Annotated in this window: 20 protein-coding genes and 1 pseudogene; 14 read left to right on the forward strand and 7 right to left on the reverse strand. The window is 37.1% G+C overall.

The window, feature by feature from the left end; all coding sequences use genetic code 11:
- Positions 1 to 100: 100 nt before the first annotated feature.
- The 4 genes and pseudogenes from trmA (at position 101) to B9T35_RS09840 (ending at position 3,086) form a co-directional block, all read left to right on the forward strand.
- Positions 101 to 1,186, forward strand: coding sequence for a tRNA (uridine(54)-C5)-methyltransferase TrmA (trmA, locus tag B9T35_RS09825; protein WP_086190935.1), 1,086 nt, complete (start codon positions 101 to 103; stop codon positions 1,184 to 1,186).
- A 243-nt stretch (positions 1,187 to 1,429) separates the two neighbouring features.
- A complete protein-coding gene (locus B9T35_RS09830; protein WP_086190936.1) occupies positions 1,430 to 1,657 on the forward strand; it encodes a hypothetical protein in 228 nt (75 codons plus the stop codon).
- A gap of 216 nt (positions 1,658 to 1,873) precedes the next feature.
- Positions 1,874 to 2,710, forward strand: a pseudogene (locus B9T35_RS09835) (transporter); the annotation flags it as partial.
- Between the two features lie 130 nt (positions 2,711 to 2,840).
- Complete coding sequence (locus tag B9T35_RS09840) at positions 2,841 to 3,086, forward strand: hypothetical protein (protein ID WP_086190937.1); 246 nt, start codon at positions 2,841 to 2,843, stop codon at positions 3,084 to 3,086.
- A 128-nt stretch (positions 3,087 to 3,214) separates the two neighbouring features.
- Here B9T35_RS09840 and mobR read toward each other — a convergent pair whose 3' ends face one another.
- Positions 3,215 to 4,894, reverse strand: coding sequence for a phenol degradation transcriptional regulator MobR (mobR, locus tag B9T35_RS09845; protein WP_086190938.1), 1,680 nt, complete (start codon positions 4,892 to 4,894; stop codon positions 3,215 to 3,217).
- A 403-nt stretch (positions 4,895 to 5,297) separates the two neighbouring features.
- On the opposite strand from mobR, the gene B9T35_RS09850 reads away from it, so the two are divergent.
- From B9T35_RS09850 to B9T35_RS09885, 8 genes are all read left to right on the forward strand, one after another.
- Positions 5,298 to 5,588 (forward strand): phenol hydroxylase subunit, encoded by a 291-nt coding sequence (locus B9T35_RS09850; protein ID WP_086190939.1) that lies wholly within the window; start codon positions 5,298 to 5,300, stop codon positions 5,586 to 5,588.
- An 18-nt stretch (positions 5,589 to 5,606) separates the two neighbouring features.
- A complete protein-coding gene (locus tag B9T35_RS09855) occupies positions 5,607 to 6,611 on the forward strand; it encodes an aromatic/alkene monooxygenase hydroxylase subunit beta (protein ID WP_086190940.1) in 1,005 nt (334 codons plus the stop codon).
- 12 nt (positions 6,612 to 6,623) lie between these two features.
- A complete protein-coding gene (locus B9T35_RS09860; protein ID WP_086190941.1) occupies positions 6,624 to 6,893 on the forward strand; it encodes an MmoB/DmpM family protein in 270 nt (89 codons plus the stop codon).
- A gap of 63 nt (positions 6,894 to 6,956) precedes the next feature.
- Complete coding sequence (locus B9T35_RS09865; protein WP_086190942.1) at positions 6,957 to 8,495, forward strand: aromatic/alkene/methane monooxygenase hydroxylase/oxygenase subunit alpha; 1,539 nt, start codon at positions 6,957 to 6,959, stop codon at positions 8,493 to 8,495.
- 79 nt (positions 8,496 to 8,574) lie between these two features.
- Positions 8,575 to 8,940, forward strand: a complete 366-nt coding sequence (locus B9T35_RS09870; protein ID WP_086190943.1) for a phenol hydroxylase subunit P4 — start codon at positions 8,575 to 8,577, stop codon at positions 8,938 to 8,940.
- A gap of 10 nt (positions 8,941 to 8,950) precedes the next feature.
- On the forward strand, positions 8,951 to 10,012 hold the full coding sequence (locus B9T35_RS09875) for an NADH:ubiquinone reductase (Na(+)-transporting) subunit F (protein WP_086190944.1): 1,062 nt from the start codon (positions 8,951 to 8,953) through the stop codon (positions 10,010 to 10,012).
- Positions 10,013 to 10,216: 204 nt separating this feature from the next.
- Entirely contained in the window at positions 10,217 to 11,935 is a 1,719-nt protein-coding gene (locus B9T35_RS09880; RefSeq protein WP_086190945.1) for an arylsulfatase, read from the forward strand.
- A gap of 66 nt (positions 11,936 to 12,001) precedes the next feature.
- On the forward strand, positions 12,002 to 12,952 hold the full coding sequence (locus tag B9T35_RS09885) for an SUMF1/EgtB/PvdO family nonheme iron enzyme (RefSeq protein WP_086191087.1): 951 nt from the start codon (positions 12,002 to 12,004) through the stop codon (positions 12,950 to 12,952).
- Here the strand turns inward: B9T35_RS09885 and B9T35_RS09890 are convergent, their stop codons facing one another.
- Entirely contained in the window at positions 12,953 to 13,672 is a 720-nt protein-coding gene (locus B9T35_RS09890; protein WP_213033365.1) for a phosphodiester glycosidase family protein, read from the reverse strand.
- A gap of 262 nt (positions 13,673 to 13,934) precedes the next feature.
- Here B9T35_RS09890 and B9T35_RS09895 point away from each other — a divergent pair, with 262 nt between their 5' ends.
- The gene (locus B9T35_RS09895) at positions 13,935 to 14,468 is read left to right on the forward strand and encodes a lecithin retinol acyltransferase family protein (RefSeq protein ID WP_086190947.1); all 534 of its coding nucleotides are present in this window, start codon (positions 13,935 to 13,937) and stop codon (positions 14,466 to 14,468) included.
- 269 nt (positions 14,469 to 14,737) lie between these two features.
- Here B9T35_RS09895 and B9T35_RS09900 read toward each other — a convergent pair whose 3' ends face one another.
- From B9T35_RS09900 to B9T35_RS09920, 5 genes are all read right to left on the reverse strand, one after another.
- Positions 14,738 to 14,893, reverse strand: coding sequence for a hypothetical protein (locus tag B9T35_RS09900; protein WP_228147120.1), 156 nt, complete (start codon positions 14,891 to 14,893; stop codon positions 14,738 to 14,740).
- 96 nt (positions 14,894 to 14,989) lie between these two features.
- Complete coding sequence (locus B9T35_RS09905) at positions 14,990 to 15,841, reverse strand: DMT family transporter (RefSeq protein WP_086190948.1); 852 nt, start codon at positions 15,839 to 15,841, stop codon at positions 14,990 to 14,992.
- A gap of 86 nt (positions 15,842 to 15,927) precedes the next feature.
- Positions 15,928 to 16,965 (reverse strand): class II fructose-bisphosphate aldolase, encoded by a 1,038-nt coding sequence (fba, locus tag B9T35_RS09910; protein WP_086190949.1) that lies wholly within the window; start codon positions 16,963 to 16,965, stop codon positions 15,928 to 15,930.
- A gap of 129 nt (positions 16,966 to 17,094) precedes the next feature.
- Complete coding sequence (locus B9T35_RS09915; protein ID WP_086190950.1) at positions 17,095 to 17,370, reverse strand: hypothetical protein; 276 nt, start codon at positions 17,368 to 17,370, stop codon at positions 17,095 to 17,097.
- A gap of 285 nt (positions 17,371 to 17,655) precedes the next feature.
- Positions 17,656 to 18,843, reverse strand: coding sequence for a phosphoglycerate kinase (locus tag B9T35_RS09920; RefSeq protein WP_086190951.1), 1,188 nt, complete (start codon positions 18,841 to 18,843; stop codon positions 17,656 to 17,658).
- 139 nt (positions 18,844 to 18,982) lie between these two features.
- Between B9T35_RS09920 and B9T35_RS09925 the strand changes: the two genes are divergently transcribed.
- Positions 18,983 to 19,366 (forward strand): DUF2237 family protein, encoded by a 384-nt coding sequence (locus tag B9T35_RS09925; protein ID WP_086190952.1) that lies wholly within the window; start codon positions 18,983 to 18,985, stop codon positions 19,364 to 19,366.
- Position 19,367: the final 1 nt, after the last annotated feature.

Consider the following 19,367-nt stretch of genomic DNA (forward strand, 5'->3'; position numbering starts at 1 on the left):
TGAACGCTTTTATTCGGGCGAAAATCATTTATAAATTGTTCATCGCCCTGAATCTTTGATACCATCCCTGCTTGCTTTGACTTAGTGCTTTTGATTTTTTATGACTTCATCTTATCAACAACAGCTTGATGCGAAAATTGATCGTATTCGTACGCAATTTGCCGAATTTAATCCACCAGAATTGGAAGTGTTTAATTCACCAGAACAGCATTTTCGTATGCGTGCAGAATTCCGAATTTGGCATACTGAAGATGATATGTTCTATGCCATGTTTGAACGTAGTGAAGATGGTCAACAAAAAACTGTTGTTCGTATTGATGAGTTTCCGATTGCAGATCAAAGCATTAATCATTTAATGCCTATCCTATTACAAAAATTAAAAGGCAATCCAATTTTAGAAAAACGTCTATTCGAGATCCATTTTCTCACTACATTAAAAGGTGAAATGTTGGTTTCTCTTATTTATCATCGTAAATTAGATGAAGAATGGGTACCTGTTGCAAAACAACTGGCAGATCAACTTAATATTAAATTGATTGGGCGTAGCCGTGGACAAAAATACGTTTTAAGTGATGAATTTGTGGTTGAAGAACTCCAAGTATTTGACCGTAAATTTAAATACCAACAAATTGAAAGTAGCTTTACTCAACCGAATGCACATGTCTGCCAAAAAATGTTGGAATGGGCATGTAATTCTGTAGAAAAATCATCAAAAGATTTACTTGAGCTTTACTGCGGTAATGGTAATTTCACCCTTCCTTTATCATTAAAATTTAATCGTGTTTTAGCCACTGAACTTGCAAAACCTTCGGTGTATGCTGCGCAATGGAATATCGAAAAAAATCAGATTGATAACATTCAAGTGGCTCGCCTTTCTGCTGAAGATTTTACTCTAGCGTATAACGGTGAGCGTGAATTCCGTCGTTTGCAAGAAGCAGGCATTGACATTCAAAGTTACGACTTTGAAACTGTTTTTGTTGATCCACCACGTGCAGGAATTGATGATAATACTTTAAAATTACTACAAGGTTTTAAACGCATTATCTATATTTCATGTAACCCAGATACACTACATGACAATCTTAAAATCTTACTACAAACTCATAAAATTCAAAAATTTGCGATGTTTGATCAGTTCCCATACACCCACCATGTCGAATCTGGTGTTCTTTTGGAAAAGATTTAAACAATTTATTTCAGCTTAATAATGAACTATTTCATTGTAAATTATTTTTATATTTATAAATTTAATTTGTAAATCAATTAGATATAAATTATCAAGTTTTTCGTGTGTCATAATTTCGTTAAACTTAGATGTTATTATCGAGAAATTTACTGATAAATTGATACCTGTATCACTTTTTTGAGCTTGAATTTTATTTTAAAACGTCTATATTTCGAACTATGTTAGGTTGTAATTGAAGGCTCTATGAGTTTTTGGCAAAAGCTGTTTCTGGCAGATCAACAGCATAACGAGCAGAAGAATCAAACTGCTTGCGTTGAAAATGATTGCTCTTGTAAGTCTAATGATCAACTTCTCTCTGCTTTAATGAAAGCACAAGATGAAGATGTGATATTAGGTATTAAAAAAGTACTAATGTCGCGAGGCTATAGTCGCAAAGAGTTAAACCAACTTCAGCATCCACCTATTCAATAGTCATGGATGACAATCAAAAGGCATTTAGTTCAACTAAGTGTCTTTTTTAATAAATGTCTTTTATAAAAGCTATTCCTTTCTTATAAAACTATAAAATAAAGAATTTGTTCATACGTATTTATACTTCTCAATCTTAGTTTTATATTCCACTCTATTGATCAAATCAAGCCCGACTATCCCCCATCTTTTTGTCATAGTGAAAATATAGATACATAAAATATCAGTATGCTGTTTGGCTATCAACCTGACCCACATTTTAATCTCTATGGCGGTGGTGTTTATCAAACAGTAAAAGGTAAAGTTTCACTTAGAGGAAACTCCATGAGTGTCTTTAATTGTTATGATGCAAATTTTAAAGAAAATAGTGCTGTGGGTTGGTTAGCAGGCTTTGCTTATCAAATTCCAGAGATCACTTTAAAAGCAGCCGTGACTTACCGATCTGAAATCAAACATCAAATGGATGCTCAAGAAACCATTTTTGGTCAGCCTATGGCATTTACGACACCTGCGGATACTGAAATTACCACAACTCAGTCTGTCAATTTAGATTTTCAAACAGGTGTTTATAAAGATACTGTGGCTTATTTAAATGCGCGCTGGGTGAATTGGAAAAAATTTAAAATTCGCCCTACTCAATTTGGCTCCTTAACTGAACTGCCAACAGCCGAGCTGAGCCAAGGTTTATATTCAGATGGTTTTAATTTAGATGACTATCAGAAAGATCAGTGGAGTGCCACACTTGGATTAGGTCATCAATTTACAGAAAAATGGAGTGCTTCAACAAATGTAAGTTGGGACTCTGGTACAGGTGACCCTGCAACCGTTCTCAACCCAACCAAAGGTGGGTGGGGCTTAGGCGTTGGTGTTCAATATAATCCTGCCCCAAATTATTTTGTTGCAGGCGGTATCAAATATTTTTGGATTGGCGATGCCACGGCGCAAGATGGCACCTATTACATTCCCGTAACAGGTGCTTCAGAAATAGCTCAACAAGCGGATTATAGCGATAATCATGCTCTTGGTTATGGTTTGAAAATTGGCTATCGCTTCTAGGTTTTACTTATTGAAAGCATTGATCATAAATGGATGAACTGACATTTTATTTTTATCATTCTCTGCTATGATGCTAATGCATTCATTTTTAAATATGATGTATAACACACAATAAATTAAGAGCTTAGCTATGAAAAAAACATTATTACTTGCGATTACAAGTCTATGTATTGGTCTAACTGCATGTAGCAAAATGCCATCTGAATGTGAAAAATCATGGAAACATATTGAAGAATTAGCAAAGCAAAGTGGTATTCCAGATGATGCAATTAAAGCTCAGAAAAAACAATTTGAAGAGCAGATTAAAAACATGCCAAAAGACCAAGCGATTCAAAGCTGTAATGCTCAAAGTTCTATTTTAGGTATGGTTAAATAAACTAAACTGAAGATCAAGCCGTAGAAACAACTTTTTATTTTACGGCTTGATTCATCACTTCTTTGCTTTCTTCTAAAAAAGATATTAAAAAGCTTTATGCGAAAAGCTTATTTGAAACGTCTCTCTTTTTAAACACAGATCTTTTTTAAGCGATAATCCAAAGTCGCTCGACTAATGCCTAATATTCTGGCTGCTTCAGATACATTCTGCTGACTTTTATTCATTGCCGTTCGGATAATATCTTGCTCATATCGCTCCAACGAAAAATTTTCTGTGAATAAATCATCTAAAAATTCAATTTGAGATACTACCTCTTGTTCACTTTCCTTTTCGACCAATTGTGGAAATAAGCTACTTAATTTAATTTCTTGATGAGAATCGGTAAGCAGAGTTGCTCGTTCTAATAAATTTTCAAGTTCACGAATATTGCCGGGCCACTCATAAGACATCACAAAGTTTTTTGCTTTATCACTTAAACCTTTTAAGGTTTTGCCATACATATTTTCAAAGCGTGAAAGAAAGTGAGTAATCAGCAATGGAATATCATCACGGCGTTCACGTAGTGGTGGAATAATCACAGGGAAAATATTCAGTCGATAGTATAAATCGGCACGGAATCTGCCATCTTTCACCGCTTGTTCTAAATCCTCATTGGTTGCGGCAACCAGACGAACATCGACTGTGCGAGTTTGATGATCTCCAACGCGCTCATACTCTCCTTCCTGCAACATGCGTAATAAAGCGGCTTGCGCACGTGGCGAAAGCTCAATCACTTCATCTAAAAATATAGTGCCTTGATGCGCACGTTCAAACTTTCCACTACGGGTTTGCGTTGCACCTGTAAATGCCCCTTTTTCTACACCAAAAAGTTCAGCTTCAATTAAATCAGGCGGAATACACGCACAATTCACGGCAACAAAGGGTTGCCCTTTGCGTGAACTCCCCTGATGAATCCCTCGTGCAAAAGCTTCTTTACCAACACCTGTTTCACCTTGTAATAATACAGCGACCTTACTACCCGCTGCTTTTTTCAAAAGGTCACAGACTTTACGGTAGGCAACAGATTCACCAATCGAATTAAACATAGTGTAATCAGCTTCTACATCGGTATAAATATTTTTCTTTAATTCATTCAATTCTGCTTGCAAGGCAATTAATTCATCTGAAACTGGATCGGGCGACATAAACTGAATCAGTTCATCTGCATTTTCCCATTCTTTTAAAGGCTTACCAATAATACGACAGCAATCATCTCCTTTTGTCACGCAATGTGTTTCTTGATAAATAATGGTCTGCCCCATAACCAAACTGGTATAACCACAGGCATAGCCCAGTAACATCCAACAAGCTGATTCTTCCGAAGCCCCAAACTCGCTTAAATGGACTTCTGCTTCAAATGAATTGCGCCAATTAAAATCCGCATAAAATTGATGTTCATCATGACTTAATTGAAGTTCATTCACTTCCACTTGTACCATGCCACGAATACCATGCATTTGTGGTCCAGCCATAAATGCTTCAGCTTCATTTAAATTTGGGCGTAATTTAGAAGTCACTTCTGCATCACGCACACCTGCTTGATAGCCACAACGGATAAAAAAATGTTTGGTTCTTTCCCATCCCAACATATCAAATAGGTCTTTTCTTAAAAAACCCATAATACTGGTGTGCATCAACAGCATTCGGTTTTCTTCAAACCAAATTTGTCCGTGTTGACTATCAAATTGAATTTTATCCAGTAAATCTTGAATATCTTTATTCTTTTCTAAAATTTGAGTATAAAACTTCGCATCTTTGGCTTGAGGCATGACTAAATATCCATTCCTTGGCTATAGGTCTATGTCCTATCTTACCCAAGTCCCAGTTAAAAGCTTTACTCTCTTATTCTTATAATATTATACCCTTTAGGTATAGTTTTAATTCATATTTAAAATCAGATAGATAATTAAAAATAATATATTCAAACAGATAAAATTATTTTGTAAAACATTCTTTCTTTTTCATTATTTGATGAAATATTAAAAAACTATATTCAGCATTTGATGAAATATTCATTATCTCTCATTCTATAAAAATTGCTAAAAATCAATAAACCATTGATTAATCTTAATTAATAAAAGTTGGCACGCATTTTGATATATCTATCGCAAGGAATACAGGATTGCGTCACAGCTGAAATGATTTCAGCGTAGAGATAAAAGGATTATCCAAATGACTCAAACATTACAACAAGATCAACTCACCAAATACATTCGTGTCACAGGTGACCGAAATGGCAAGTTTGTTGAATTTGACTTTGCGATTCACGATCCAACACTTTTTGTCGAACTTATTCTCCCTCAGCAAGCCTTTCAGCATTTTTGTGAAATTAATCATGTGATTGAAATGACTGAAGCACAGCAAGCCTGGAATGATGCACAAGAAGATAAATGGCGTTATGGCATAGAGCCCACGATTTTAAATCAACGTCGTGAAAATTTAGATCAAGAAGATCAATCTTAATCCCATAAGGAAATTAAAATGTCTCTAGAAATTAAAACATCAAACCTCGAACCGATTCGTCAAACCTATGCCTATATTGAGCGTCGTTTTGGCAAAAAGCCTGCAACTCGCTATCAAGAAGTGAGTTTTGATGTCCAAGGTGCAGCCAATTTTCATTATCGTCCATTATGGAAACCTGACAAAACCTTAAATGATCACACTCATACAGCATTGCAAATGCAAGACTGGTATGCATTTAAAGATCCGCGTCAATTTTATTATGGCGCGTATGTACAACATCGTGCTCGCCTACAAGACACCGCTGAAAGTAGTTATTCATTTTTTGAAAAACGTGATTTGGTTGCCAACCTGAGCGATGAAGTTAAACAAAAAATCATCACCTGCTTATTGCCATTCCGTTATGTCGAGCAAACCGCCAATTTACACATGATGTCAGGCAGTGCTTATGGCTATGGCACAGTCATTACCCAAGCTTGTATTTTTGCAGCCATGGATCGTTTGGGTATGGCGCAATACCTGTCTCGTATTGGCTTACTCCTTGATGGCAATACAGGTGAATCACTACAACAAGCCAAAGAAGCATGGATGAATGATGCAACTTGGCAACCACTTCGCAAACTGTGCGAACAAAGCTTAACTGAACAAGATTGGTTCAAGCTATATGTCCTACAAAACTTACTCATTGACAGCTTAATCCAAAAATTGGTTTACGGCGAACTTGATCAATGGTTGGTTGAACATGGCGCGCGTGATGTGGCGATGCTAACCGAATTTATGAAAGACTGTTTAACCGATTTACGCAAATGGTCAGATCCTGTTTTAAAAACAGCGGTTGCTGAATCGGAAGGAAATAAAGCGTTACTTCAAGGTTTCATAGATACCCTTTTACCTCAAGTTACCGAAGCCTTTAGTGCTTGGGCAAATACAGCACTTGGGCATGCATCCATTGACAATGGTCTTGCTGTGATTGCAGAACGCAGTAGAAAAGTTGGTTTAACCCTCGAATTAGAATCGGTTGCATAAGGAAGCGCAGATATGAGCTCTAAAGTTTATTTGGCATTACAAGACAATGACACTTCACGCTACATCATTGAAGCGATTGAACAAGATAACCCAGAAGCAACGATTCAATATCTTCCAGCCATGATTCGTGTCGAAAGCATTGGAAAATTAGTGGTTCGCGCTGAAACCGTATCTGAAAAACTCGGACAAGATTGGGATATTCAAGAATTGCAACTCAACATGATCACACTGGGTGGCAATGTTGACGAAGATGACGACACCTTTACTTTGCAGTGGAATTAATCCCACACGGACGATACAAAAATTAGAAGCAGGTAGCTTCATCAAATTGAAAGGATCATCAAAATGACTAGCCAAGCAAAAGCATCAACCAAAACAGCAACAAAAAAACTCAATTCGAAAGACCGTTACCGCATGCTGACACGTGATCTAGATTGGGATTTTTCCTATGCAGATCGTAAAGAAGCATTTCCTTATGAAGATTTTGAAGGGATTAAAATTACAGATTGGTCAAAATGGGAAGACCCTTTCCGTTTAACCATGGATTCATATTGGAAATATCAGGCTGAAAAAGAGAAAAAACTGTATGCTATTTTTGATGCATTTTCTCAAAATAACGGTCAGATGAATGTCAGTAATGAACGCTATTTAAATGCCATCAAACTATTTTTAACAGCCGTCACGCCACTGGAATATCAAGCTTACCAAGGCTATGCACATGTCGGTCGTCAATTTAGCGGCATCGGCGCACGTATTGCATCACAAATGCAGTCAATTGATGAACTGCGTCATGTACAAACGCAAATTCATGCCATGAGCCATTACAACAAATTCTTTGATGGTTTCCAAGATTGGGCGCACATGCATGACCGTGTTTGGTATTTATCAGTACCAAAATCATTCTTTGAAGATGCACGTTCAGCGGGTCCTTTTGAATTCCTATTGGCAATCAGTTTCTCCTTTGAATATGTACTGACCAACCTACTGTTTGTTCCATTCATGTCAGGCGCTGCCTATAACGGTGATATGGCAACCGTAACCTTTGGTTTTAGTGCACAGTCAGATGAAGCACGTCACATGACTTTAGGTTTGGAAATCGTAAAATTCTTACTAGAACAACATGAAGATAATGTTCCAATTGTTCAAGAATGGATTGATAAATGGTTCTGGCGCGGTACTCGCCTCCTCTCTATTGTTGGCATGATGATGGATTATATGTTGCCAAATAAAGTCATGTCTTGGAAAGAAGCATGGGAAACCTATTTCGAAGAAGCTGGTGGTGCATTATTTAAAGACCTCAGCCGATACGGTATTCGCATGCCAAAATACTCCGATGTAATTGTGAAAGAAAAAGAACATATCTCACATCAAGCATGGTGGATTTTCTATAACTTTGGTCATGCTGCAGGTTTCCATACATGGATTCCAACCGATGAAGAAATGGATTGGTTATCTGAAAAATATCCAGATACTTTTGATAAATACTACCGTCCTAAATGGGAACTTGCGCGTAAATTGGAAGCAGAAGGCAAACGCTTCTATAGCAACGGCTTACCGCAACTCTGCCAAATTTGCCAGATCCCAATGACCTTTACGGAAATGGATGGTGATGCAACGATGTTTAGCTACCGTGACAGTATTTATAAAGGCGAGCGTTATCACACCTGTTCAGATGGTTGTCATGACATTTTTGAGCGTGAACCTGAAAAATATATTCAAGCTTGGTTACCTGTCAATCAAATTTTACAAGGCAACTGTGGTGGCCCTGATTTAGAAAGTATTTTACGTGATTACTACAACTTTAACGTCGGTGCAGACAACCTTGATATTGAAGGTTCTCCAGACCAAGAGCGTTGGAGAAAATGGAAAGGTCACACCGCATAAAATATTAAGGATAAGAAGTCATCTCTAAAATAAACACATTCGAGATGGCTTCACACTCAAGGAATTTAGGAGTTTTCTCATGCCAGTACAAGCCATTCAACAACATTATGAATTTGATGCACGTGATGCGCAAAAAAATTACGACAACAACATGTTGCTCTATGTGGGATGGGATCAGCACACACTATTCTGTGCAGCCCATGCTTTTGTCGTTTCACCACAACAAACTTTACAAGACTTGGTTGATCAGCAAATTCAGACTGGTTTTAACCAACATCCCGACTTTGAACATATTGATTGGTCAAAAGTACAATTCACCTTGAATCGTGAGTTATTAACAGATGTCGATTTTTCCAAAACATTGGCAGATTTAAATTTTGATCATAAATCTTTACTACGCTTTGTGACGCCAGGTTTAAATGGCTACAACGGCACACACGTATAAGGAGTCGAAAATGAGCTATCAAGTTACGATTGAACCTGTGGGTATCACCATTGATGTTGAAGAAGATCAAACCATTTTAGATGCAGCATTGCGCCAAGGCGTATGGTTGCCATTTGCCTGTGGTCATGGCACTTGCGGCACCTGTAAAGTTCAGGTCACTGACGGTTTTTATGACGTTGGTGAAGCTTCGCCTTTTGCACTGATGGATATTGAGCGCGAAGAAAATAAAGTACTTGCCTGCTGTTGTAAACCCGAATCTGATATGGTGATTGAAGCCGATATTGATGAAGATGAAGACTTCTTAGGCTATTTGGTTCAAGACTATCAAGCTAAAGTTCTAGAGATCAAGCAACTATCGCCCACTATTAAAGGCGTGCGTTTACAGATTGATCGTCCAATCGAGTTTCAGGCTGGGCAATATATCAATATTCAATTTCCAGAGATTGAAGGCATCCGTGCGTTTTCAATTGCCAATCCGCCAAGTGAAGAAGGCATTATTGAATTACATATTCGTCAAGTACAAGGTGGCGCTGCCACCACTTATGTACACGACACACTTAAAGTGGGCGATGAACTGGCTGTTTCTGGGCCTTATGGACAGTTCTTTGTACGTAAATCGGATGAAAAAGATGCCATCTTTATTGCAGGTGGCTCAGGTCTTTCTAGCCCACAATCCATGATTTTTGATCTTTTGGAACAAGGTGACACACGTACCATCTACCTTTTCCAAGGGGCCCGTGACGTTTCTGAACTCTATAACCACGAAGTATTTGAAACATTAGTCAAAGACTACCCAAACTTTCGCTACATTCCTGCACTGAATGCACCTAAAGCAGAAGACAATTGGACAGGCTTTACTGGTTTTGTGCATGAAGCTGTTGCAGATTACTTTGAAAATAAATGTAGTGGTCATAAAGCTTATTTATGCGGCCCGCCCCCGATGATTGATGCGACCATTTCAACTTTAATGCAAAGTCGTTTATTTGAAAAAGATATTCATACCGAACGCTTCTTAAGTGCTGCAGATGGGGCTTCTGGTGAATCTCGTTCTGCTTTGTTCAGGCATATTTAGGACTTAGTTTAAACATCAAATTTGAACCATCCTGTAAAAATACAGTGTGCTAGTTCTAACTCTTTTCGAATGACCTATTTCATGTCCGTTCTAGGTCATTCGATTCTATTTTACACGATGAGATGTACCATTCTGCCAAGTAAGCATCATCGTATTTGTACCTGATTTTGATTTAAGTCATCTATTCATAAAAAAGGAATTCTTATGAATTTAAAAAAAATAGCGTTGGCCTGCTTTATTCCAACTTTATTGCTTAATCACGCTGCTTTTTCTGCTCAAACAGAGAAACCCAATATCTTACTGATTGTTGCTGATGATCTAGGTTTCTCAGATATCGAACCTTTCGGTGGAGAAATACATACGCCCAATCTTAAAAAGTTAGCCAAACAAGGGGCTGTGCTTTCTAATTTTTATGCAGGCCCAACCTGTTCAGTCACTCGTTCCATGTTACTCACTGGCAATGATAACCACCAAGCAGGGATCGGTTCAATGAGTGAGTTTTTACAACCTGAGCAAAAAGGCAAACCCGGTTATGAAGGACGCTTAAATGACAAAGTCATCACCATTGCAGAAATTTTAAAACAAAATGGTTATGCGACTTTCATGACAGGAAAATGGCACTTAGGTGGAACACCTGAAAGTATTCCAAGTGCGCGTGGTTTCTCAGATTCTTTTACCCTCCTTCAAGGTGGTGCTGCCCACTTTGATGCTAGTCCTATGTTCCCTGGAAATTATAAAACGCGCTATTTAAATAATGGAAAAGAAGTTAACTTACCTGAACAGTTTTATTCATCTGATTTTTATACAGATCAAATGATTTCTTATCTCAAAAATAATCGCAAAAAGAATCAGCCTTTCTTTGCTTATTTGGCTTACACAGCACCACATTGGCCATTACAAGCGCCTGATCAATATTTAAAAAAATATGAACATGCTTATACAGAAGGCTATGACAAAGTTCGTGAAGCTCGCTTTAAAAAACTGATAAAGTTGGGTGTGATTCCTGCCAATGCAAAAATTAACGATCCTTTACTGGGTGTATTCAAAAACTGGAATCAATTAGATGCCCGACAAAAAGCTAAACAAATCAAAACTATGCAAGTGTATGCGGCAATGATTGATAATCTTGATCACAATATTGGTCGTGTATTAAATTACTTACAGTCCACCAAAGACTTAGATAACACACTGATTTTATTTATGTCCGATAATGGTGCTGAATCAGCCAGTCCAGAATCTTTAGGTACAACTGAAGATAAGAATGGTATTGCCGATTGGGTCAATGAAAACTTTGATAATCGCCTAGAACATATGGGGAAAAAAGGTTCTTATGTCACTTTAGGACCACAGTGGGCTCAAGTGGCTTCTACACCCCTGCCATATTTTAAAAGCTTTTTAGCCGATGGTGGTATTCATGTTCCCGCCATTATTCGCTATCCGAAATTAGTCAAAGAAAATTCAATTCAAAAAGATGTACTTCATGTCTCTGATTTTGTCCCGACTATTCTTGAACTGACCCAAACGACGCGTCCAACAACATATAGCAATCAGATACTTATCCCTATGCAAGGACAATCTTTTACTTCTGTATTTAAAGGTAAAACGATTCCTGAACGTGCAATTGGATGGGAGTTCAATAATAAAAAATCACTGTATAAGGGTGATTGGACTATTCGTTTCGAAGAACAGCCTTACGGTACAGGGCAATGGGAACTGTATAATCGCAAAGATGATCCGACTTTAAAAAACAGTATTGCAACCCAGCATCCCGACAAGTTAAATGAACTGATCAAAGATTGGGATGCTTATGCACAGCGTGTTGGTGTTGTTTCAGCACCCGTTAGATATCGTTATGGGCAAATGAATTGCTTCTATGGCACATGTATTGGTCCAGAAGAAATTAAGAATCTGTCTAATCCATAATTGATATACACAGATAACAAGGATGTTAACGTGATTTATAAATCTACAACTTTATATGTATTGTTGATGCTTGCTTTACAAGGATGTTCATCAAGCCATCAACAACAAACTCAAAATATGCAAGATGTACTAAAATTAGGAAATCTAAAAAGTTGTCAAAGCTATCGTGGATTACCTGAAAAATGGTTGCAAAATCCGCTTTCAGGCATGGTGAAAATCCAAGGTGGGAATTATAATATTGGCAATAATAATGCCTATCCAGAAGAAAAATCTCTGCTTAATAGCATTCGTAAAGTCGCTAATTTTTATATCGATACAACTGAAGTGACCAATGCTCAATTTCAATCCTTCGTAGATGCGACAGGTTATATTACAGAAGCTGAAACTCAAAATGAAGCAGCCGTATTTATTCAACTGACTGAAAAAGTTACTGATTTAAAATGGTGGAAATTAGAAAAAAATATCAATTGGAAATATCCTTGGGGAATTCACGCCATCCGTAAAGCGCTTCCCAATGAGCCTATTCGATATGTAACGTTAAAGGATGCTTTAGAGTATGCCAAATGGCGTGGTACAGAACTCCCCACCGAAGAACAATGGGAATATGCGGCCAAAGCATTTAGCCATGAACAAGATATTTCAGTGCATCACCATATCGATGCCAATGTTTGGCAAGGAGAATTTCCTTATCAAAATGGAACAAAAGATGGGTTTGCTGATGTCGCACCCGTGGGTTGCTTTCAAGCCAATGGCTTTGGATTATTTGACATGATTGGGAATGTTTGGGAATTAACCAGAACCCCTTTTGTGGGTTCACATGATGATGACCATCTGGGTACGCAAGCTCAACTTTCTTCACGTTCTGCATCACAATATTCAGCTTACACCATTAAAGGTGGTTCTTATTTATGTGCTTCAAATTATTGTGCTAGATATAGGGCAACATCCAGACAGCCTCAAGAATACAACCTTGCAATCAGCCATGTTGGATTTAGAACCGTCAAAAATGTAGAATAATTAAGGCGTATCACATCTGCCTTTAGGTTCAATATAAGCTACTATTGGACCTAAAGTAAATGTTTGATCATTTCTATGTACTTGCGGAATATAAGCACTTGAAATAGAACCATCTAAATACAAAGCATTTTGTATGCCCAGTTGATTCTTAAAAATCTGAGCAAAATCATAAAAGCTTATTCTATTTTTGCTAATCACAAAATATAGCTGATTGTCTTTTATACCCACCCCATTTCTAATTTTTAAAGAAGTAGATTTGGGTTCAAACTGAGAATTAATTTCTCCATCAATGACCAACATTGGTCCAGATTGAGTCGCATACTTTGCCTTAAAATAGTGTTTTTGATAATTCTCTTTATACTTTTGCGTTGTTTGAATCACAGCCTTGAACTCATTCCAAGCCACTACCCCATTAGGTTGCAGAAAAAAGTTACCAAACCCTATTTGTTCATTCAAATTTTTAATTTTTTTAAACTTTTCTACATATAAACCGACAGATGAAAAATCGGCATGATACATTCCTGCATTCATTGCAAAAGTCATTTTTTCACATGGTTTTAAAGCTTTAGACATAGCATCAAATTTTTTATATGCTTGGTTCTGATCATTATTTAAATATAATCTTAAATTTTTTAAATCATCAATTTTAACAACATCAACAATATTATTGCCTAATGTCATGTGTTGATATTCAGCCTTTGCTGATACAGACATACTCATGAATGGCGTAAGTAAAAGCAACACAGCACACTGAGATAAAAACGGGTTCACTTTTTTATTTCATATAAAGAGGGATAAAAATATTTTAACCCGAAATAGGCGTCTATAAAACATGAAAAAATAGTAGCTTATATTACAATTATACATCAATACAAAACTTAAATCACATTTCATACCTACAACTCAGAATAATTTTAGGTATAATTCAATGGCAAATTTCAATAAAAAGACAGTTGTGCACTTTATTGAAAAAGAGTGAATTATGCAGAAAATTTCGAAAACATACCCTTTAGGTACGCATCTTATCGTTAAACACTTCGGTTATAGCCATCATGGTATATATGCTGGAAAAGGTCGTGTCATTCATTATTCAGGTTTTGCTCATTTTTTTAAAAAGCAGCCAATTGAAATGACTTCAATCGATAAGTTTTCACGCGATCGAAAAATTATTGTGCGTATTTATGAACGTCCTAAATTTAAAGGTCGTATAGTGGTACGTCGTATGCGTTCACGCATGCATGAAAATAACTATCATTTGATTATTAATAATTGTGAACATTTATGCAGTTGGGCCATTACAGGTATCGAAAGTAGCCCTCAAGTCGTGAAAATGATGAATCGTTTGACCACCATTGGCTATATTAGTTCCTTGATGAGTTATATGAATGGCTTATTATTAACAGTTGCAACTACCTGCTTTGCTTTGGTTTTTTATATAAAAATGAAATTACGGAATCAAGCAAAATTAAAGACACCAACCTATCTTTCTTTACGTGAACAAGAACATAAAAAATAGACAAAAAAATTCCTTACCGAGGTAAGGATACGAGAACTTTTCTCAATGAAAGAACATAACGTTCTATTAAGAATATGAAGAAAAATCACCTTATTGTCAATTAATTTATTGATTTTAATTAACAATAAAATATAAACCCATACATTATAAATTCTACGTAAACTATTTTTAAATAATGAACTTTGTTTCTAATTTAAAGTTTCACTCTTCGAATAAACATTCTTTATTTTTCAAGAATATTCAAATGAAATAAGATGATAAATATTGGCTTAATCCCATTCCCCACCCATCGAACTAACTATATTTACTGTTGTTTGATACTGACGGCTACGAATCAACCACACACTATTTTGTGCTGTAATTCTTGCATTTTGTGCTGTAAGTACGTTCAGATCCCCTACAATTCCTGCTTTATATTGATTCATTGTTGTTTTTTCAGCACGGCTTGCAGACTGTAAACTTGATTGCTCTTGCTCTGGAATTTTAAATAATCTACGTTCAACGAAGATATTTATTAAGTTTTACATCGCCATCGCCAAACACATCACCCCTGCTACTGCGAACATTAGACCAACAATCGTTAATCCTTTGAGTTTTTCTTTAAAGATGAGAAGCCCTGCGACTACACCTAAGACGACAACTAAAATATTCATCCCTGCAAAAACAACAGCTGGAGAATCTTTTAATAACATGTGTGCTTTAACATAAAGTGCAATATTGGCAAAGTTCAATATACCTAGAATTAATCCTCCAATCAGATTTTTGAGTGTCCACTGAGTCTTTTTAAACGTTAAATAAACAACAGAGATAATAAATGCGCAGATAAACATCAAATTTAATGTCACAGCAAACTGCAACCCTAAACTAGTCGTATATTTTAAAAGGATATCGACTAGTGCATAACCGATCCAAACACTAAGTAGCGGTATAACGGCTTGATAACCAATAGTTTGATTTGATGTTACTTTTTTAGAAAATAAAATGCATAGAACCGCACTCACACCTAATACGACACCGATGATTTTAAGTTGATTAAACTGTTCATTAAACAAAAAATAAGCAGCCAAAAGCGACAAAACAACAGATAAACGCTGTGCAATTTCAGTTTTTAAAATACCCACTGTTTGCAAAGATTTGGCTAAACAAAGAAAAATTGCAGGTAGCGTTATACCCAAAATCACAATCAGCCACCATGGTGTATGTGAAATAGAAATATGTGTCAAATCAGGTTTGAACCAAATATAAGCCAGTAAACTTGCTATTGCATAATTGGATGCAATCATCTGCATTGGTTCATAGCCTTTTATTTTGCAGATTTTTAAAAGGATTGAGACCAATACACTACATATTGCAGCGGCAAATATAAGTTCCATATTCTGATTTTTCTATCCAGTTTTCATGTATATATGTATGAAAAAGCCCACAAATGTGGGCTTCCAATTACAAACAATCTTGTAGATTATTTATAACGGTTGACCATTTTCTCTAAAGAAATTGGACGAATTTTATCAGCATGACCAGCTGTACCAAATGCTGTATAACGATCTACACAGATTTGCTTCATTGCAGTCACAGTTTCTGCAAAGAATTTACGTGGATCAAATTCGCTTGGTTTTTCAGCCATCATACGACGCATCGCACCTGTAGATGCTAAACGCAAATCTGTATCGATGTTAATTTTACGAACACCATGTTTAATTGCTTCAACCAACTGTTCAACAGGAACACCATAAGTTTCTTTGATGTCGCCGCCATATTGGTTGATGATTGCAAGCCATTCTTGAGGAACAGAACTTGAACCATGCATCACAAGATGTGTATTTGGTAATGCCGCATGAATTTCTTTAATGCGATCAATGGCTAAAATATCACCTGTAGGTGGACGTGTAAATTTATACGCACCGTGTGAAGTACCAACTGCAATTGCTAGAGCATCAACATTGGTATCTGCAACAAATTGAGTTGCTTCTTCAACTGAAGTTAAAAGTTGAGAATGATCCAGTACGCCTTCCGCGCCTACGCCATCTTCTTCTCCAGCCATCCCAGTTTCAAGGCTACCTAAGCAACCAATCTCACCTTCAACTGAAACACCACACGCATGCGCTAATTGCACAGTGCGACGAGTAACATCAACATTATATTCATACGATGTTGGTGTTTTACCATCTGCACCCAATGAACCATCCATCATTACGGATGAGAAGCCTAATTGAATAGAGCGTTGGCAAACGTCAGGATCAGTACCGTGGTCTTGATGCATTACCACAGGAATATGTGGCCATTCTTCAATTGCCGCTAAAATTAAATGACGAAGAAATGGAGCACCTGCATACTTACGCGCGCCCGCCGAAGCTTGCACGATCACAGGTGAATTTGTTTCGTCTGCGGCTAACATAATTGCGCGCATTTGTTCTAAATTGTTTACGTTAAACGCTGGTACGCCGTAATTGTGTTCGCCGGCGTGATCCAAGAGCTGGCGCAATGAAATAAGAGCCATAATGTCCTCCCAGGTAATGCCCCATATTCTACATGCGGATTTATTTCAATTCAGCAACAATATGTACTATTTCATCAAAAATCCCTGCTTTGGCAGGGACTTTTAAACAAATTACAACAATTGCAGAGATTATTGTGCTTTTGGCGCTTCTTCTTCTATTGCTGGTGTTGCGACTTCTGCAGGTGCATTGGCTTTTTCAGCAGAAACATCCGTATTTTTTTCATCTAAAACGGGTTTATCAATCGCATCAATAGCTGCCTGTTGTTCCGCTGTGACTTGCACTGAATCTGTAGTTGCTGCTGAAGCAGACGTTTGCTCAGAGGCAGGTGCTTTTTCTTGTTTAGAACATGCAGTCAAAGCCAAAGGAGCAATAATCAATGCAATAGCAAGTCGTTTAAAATTCATTCTCTTTCTCACATTAGATTCGGTATTCAATATGACTTAGTTTATTGCAGTTATATTGCATTTTTATTACTTGGTTATGAATCACTGATTTATCAATAAGCTAGATTAGCAATTTTCTTATATAAGGCCTCTTTATTTCCACTAAAAAGAGAAGAATAAAAAGAGCATATCAATATTTAAATAAGATGCCTCATTAGAAATATTAAATATGGATCATACAATTTATCGCACGCAATAAAAAAGCTGACATTCAGTCAGCTTTTAAACAATCATGATTTTAAATAATTATGCACGTTCAAGTAATACTGCAACTGCAGGAAGGGTTTTACCTTCTACAAATTCAAGGAATGCACCACCACCTGTAGAGATATAACCAATTTTCTCTGCAACTTCATATTTATCAATTGCAGCTAAAGTATCACCGCCACCCGCAATAGAAAAACCTGCAGATTCAGCAATCGCTAAAGACAACGCTTTCGTGCCTTCACCAAATTGATCCACTTCAAATACGCCAACTGGACCATTCCAAAGAATTGTTTTTGAATTTTTAATGATTTCAGCAAAGGCTTGTGCTGTTTCTGGGCCGACATCTAAAATCATATCGTTATCTGCAACATCAGCCACTTTCTTAACAATCGCTTTTGCTTTTGCCAAAGAACCTAAGAAATCTGAAAAATCAATTTCAGATGCATCAGCAACAACCACATCTGTTGGTAAAGGTACAGATACTTTTGCTGCAATAGCTTTAGCTGTATCAATTAAATCTTTTTCACACAAAGATTTACCGACGTTATAGCCTGCTGCTGCAAGGAAAGTATTGGCAATGCCCCCGCCCACAATGATTTGATCGCAAAGATCTGAAAGTGAAGTTAATACATCAAGCTTCGTAGATACTTTTGAACCTGCCACAATTGCAACCATTGGTTTTTCAGGGGTTTTAAGTGCACGACCTAAAGCATCCAATTCAGCTGCAAGTAAAGGACCTGCCACTGCAACTTTCGCTAAACGAGCGACACCTTCAGTTGAAGCTTCTGCACGGTGTGCTGTACCAAACGCATCCATCACAAATACATCACACAGTGCTGCATATTTTTGCGCAAGTTCAGGGTTATTTTTCTTTTCACCGTGATTGAAACGCACGTTTTCCAAAAGAACCACTTGACCCGCTTTAACTTCTACACCGTCTAAATAATCAGTGAAAAGCTGAACGTCTTGCCCCAACACTTGAGTCAAGTAAGCAGCAACAGGCGCTAAAGATTGCTCTGCTTTTGGTTCACCTTCAACAGGACGACCTAAGTGAGAAAAAACCATTACCGCTGCGCCTTTTTCAACAGCAGCTTTAATTGTTGGCAGTGCTGCACGTAAACGCGCATCACTTGTAATCTCACCATTTTTTACAGGAACGTTTAAGTCTTCACGAATAAGAACACGTTTACCCGCTAAATCTAGGTCAGTCATACGCTGAAAATTCATGCACAGCTCTCTTATAGATATTAAAAATCGCACAGATTCTAAATGATTATGCTAAAAAAGGTTAGCTTCTTTTGCATAAAAGCTGTAGAAATCGTAAGTTTTGATTATGATAGTTTCAATTGAATCAAGATTTATAATTATGTCCTTTCATCCAGATCCAAAAATCAATGGTTTAAACGTTTTAGGTGAGCCATTGGCTAGTTGTTGTTTCCTGCCTATTACAGGTTATTTCCGTAATGGATTTTGCCATACAGCACCGAGTGATTTAGGTCAGCATACCGTCTGTGCTGAAATGACCTCGGAATTTTTAAATTATTCTCAAAAAACGGGGAATGATTTAATTACCCCTCTACCTGAGCACGGCTTTCCTGGTTTACAACCTGGTGACTTTTGGTGTTTATGTGTCACTCGTTGGGTTGAGGCTTACCAAAATGGTATGGCGCCAAATGTAAAACTTCAAGCGTGTCATCAAGCTGTTTTGTCTTATGTCCCTTTAGATATTCTGATGGAATATGCAGTCTGAT

This window comes from Acinetobacter sp. ANC 3832 (assembly GCF_002135415.1).
GTDB lineage: Bacteria > Pseudomonadota > Gammaproteobacteria > Pseudomonadales > Moraxellaceae > Acinetobacter.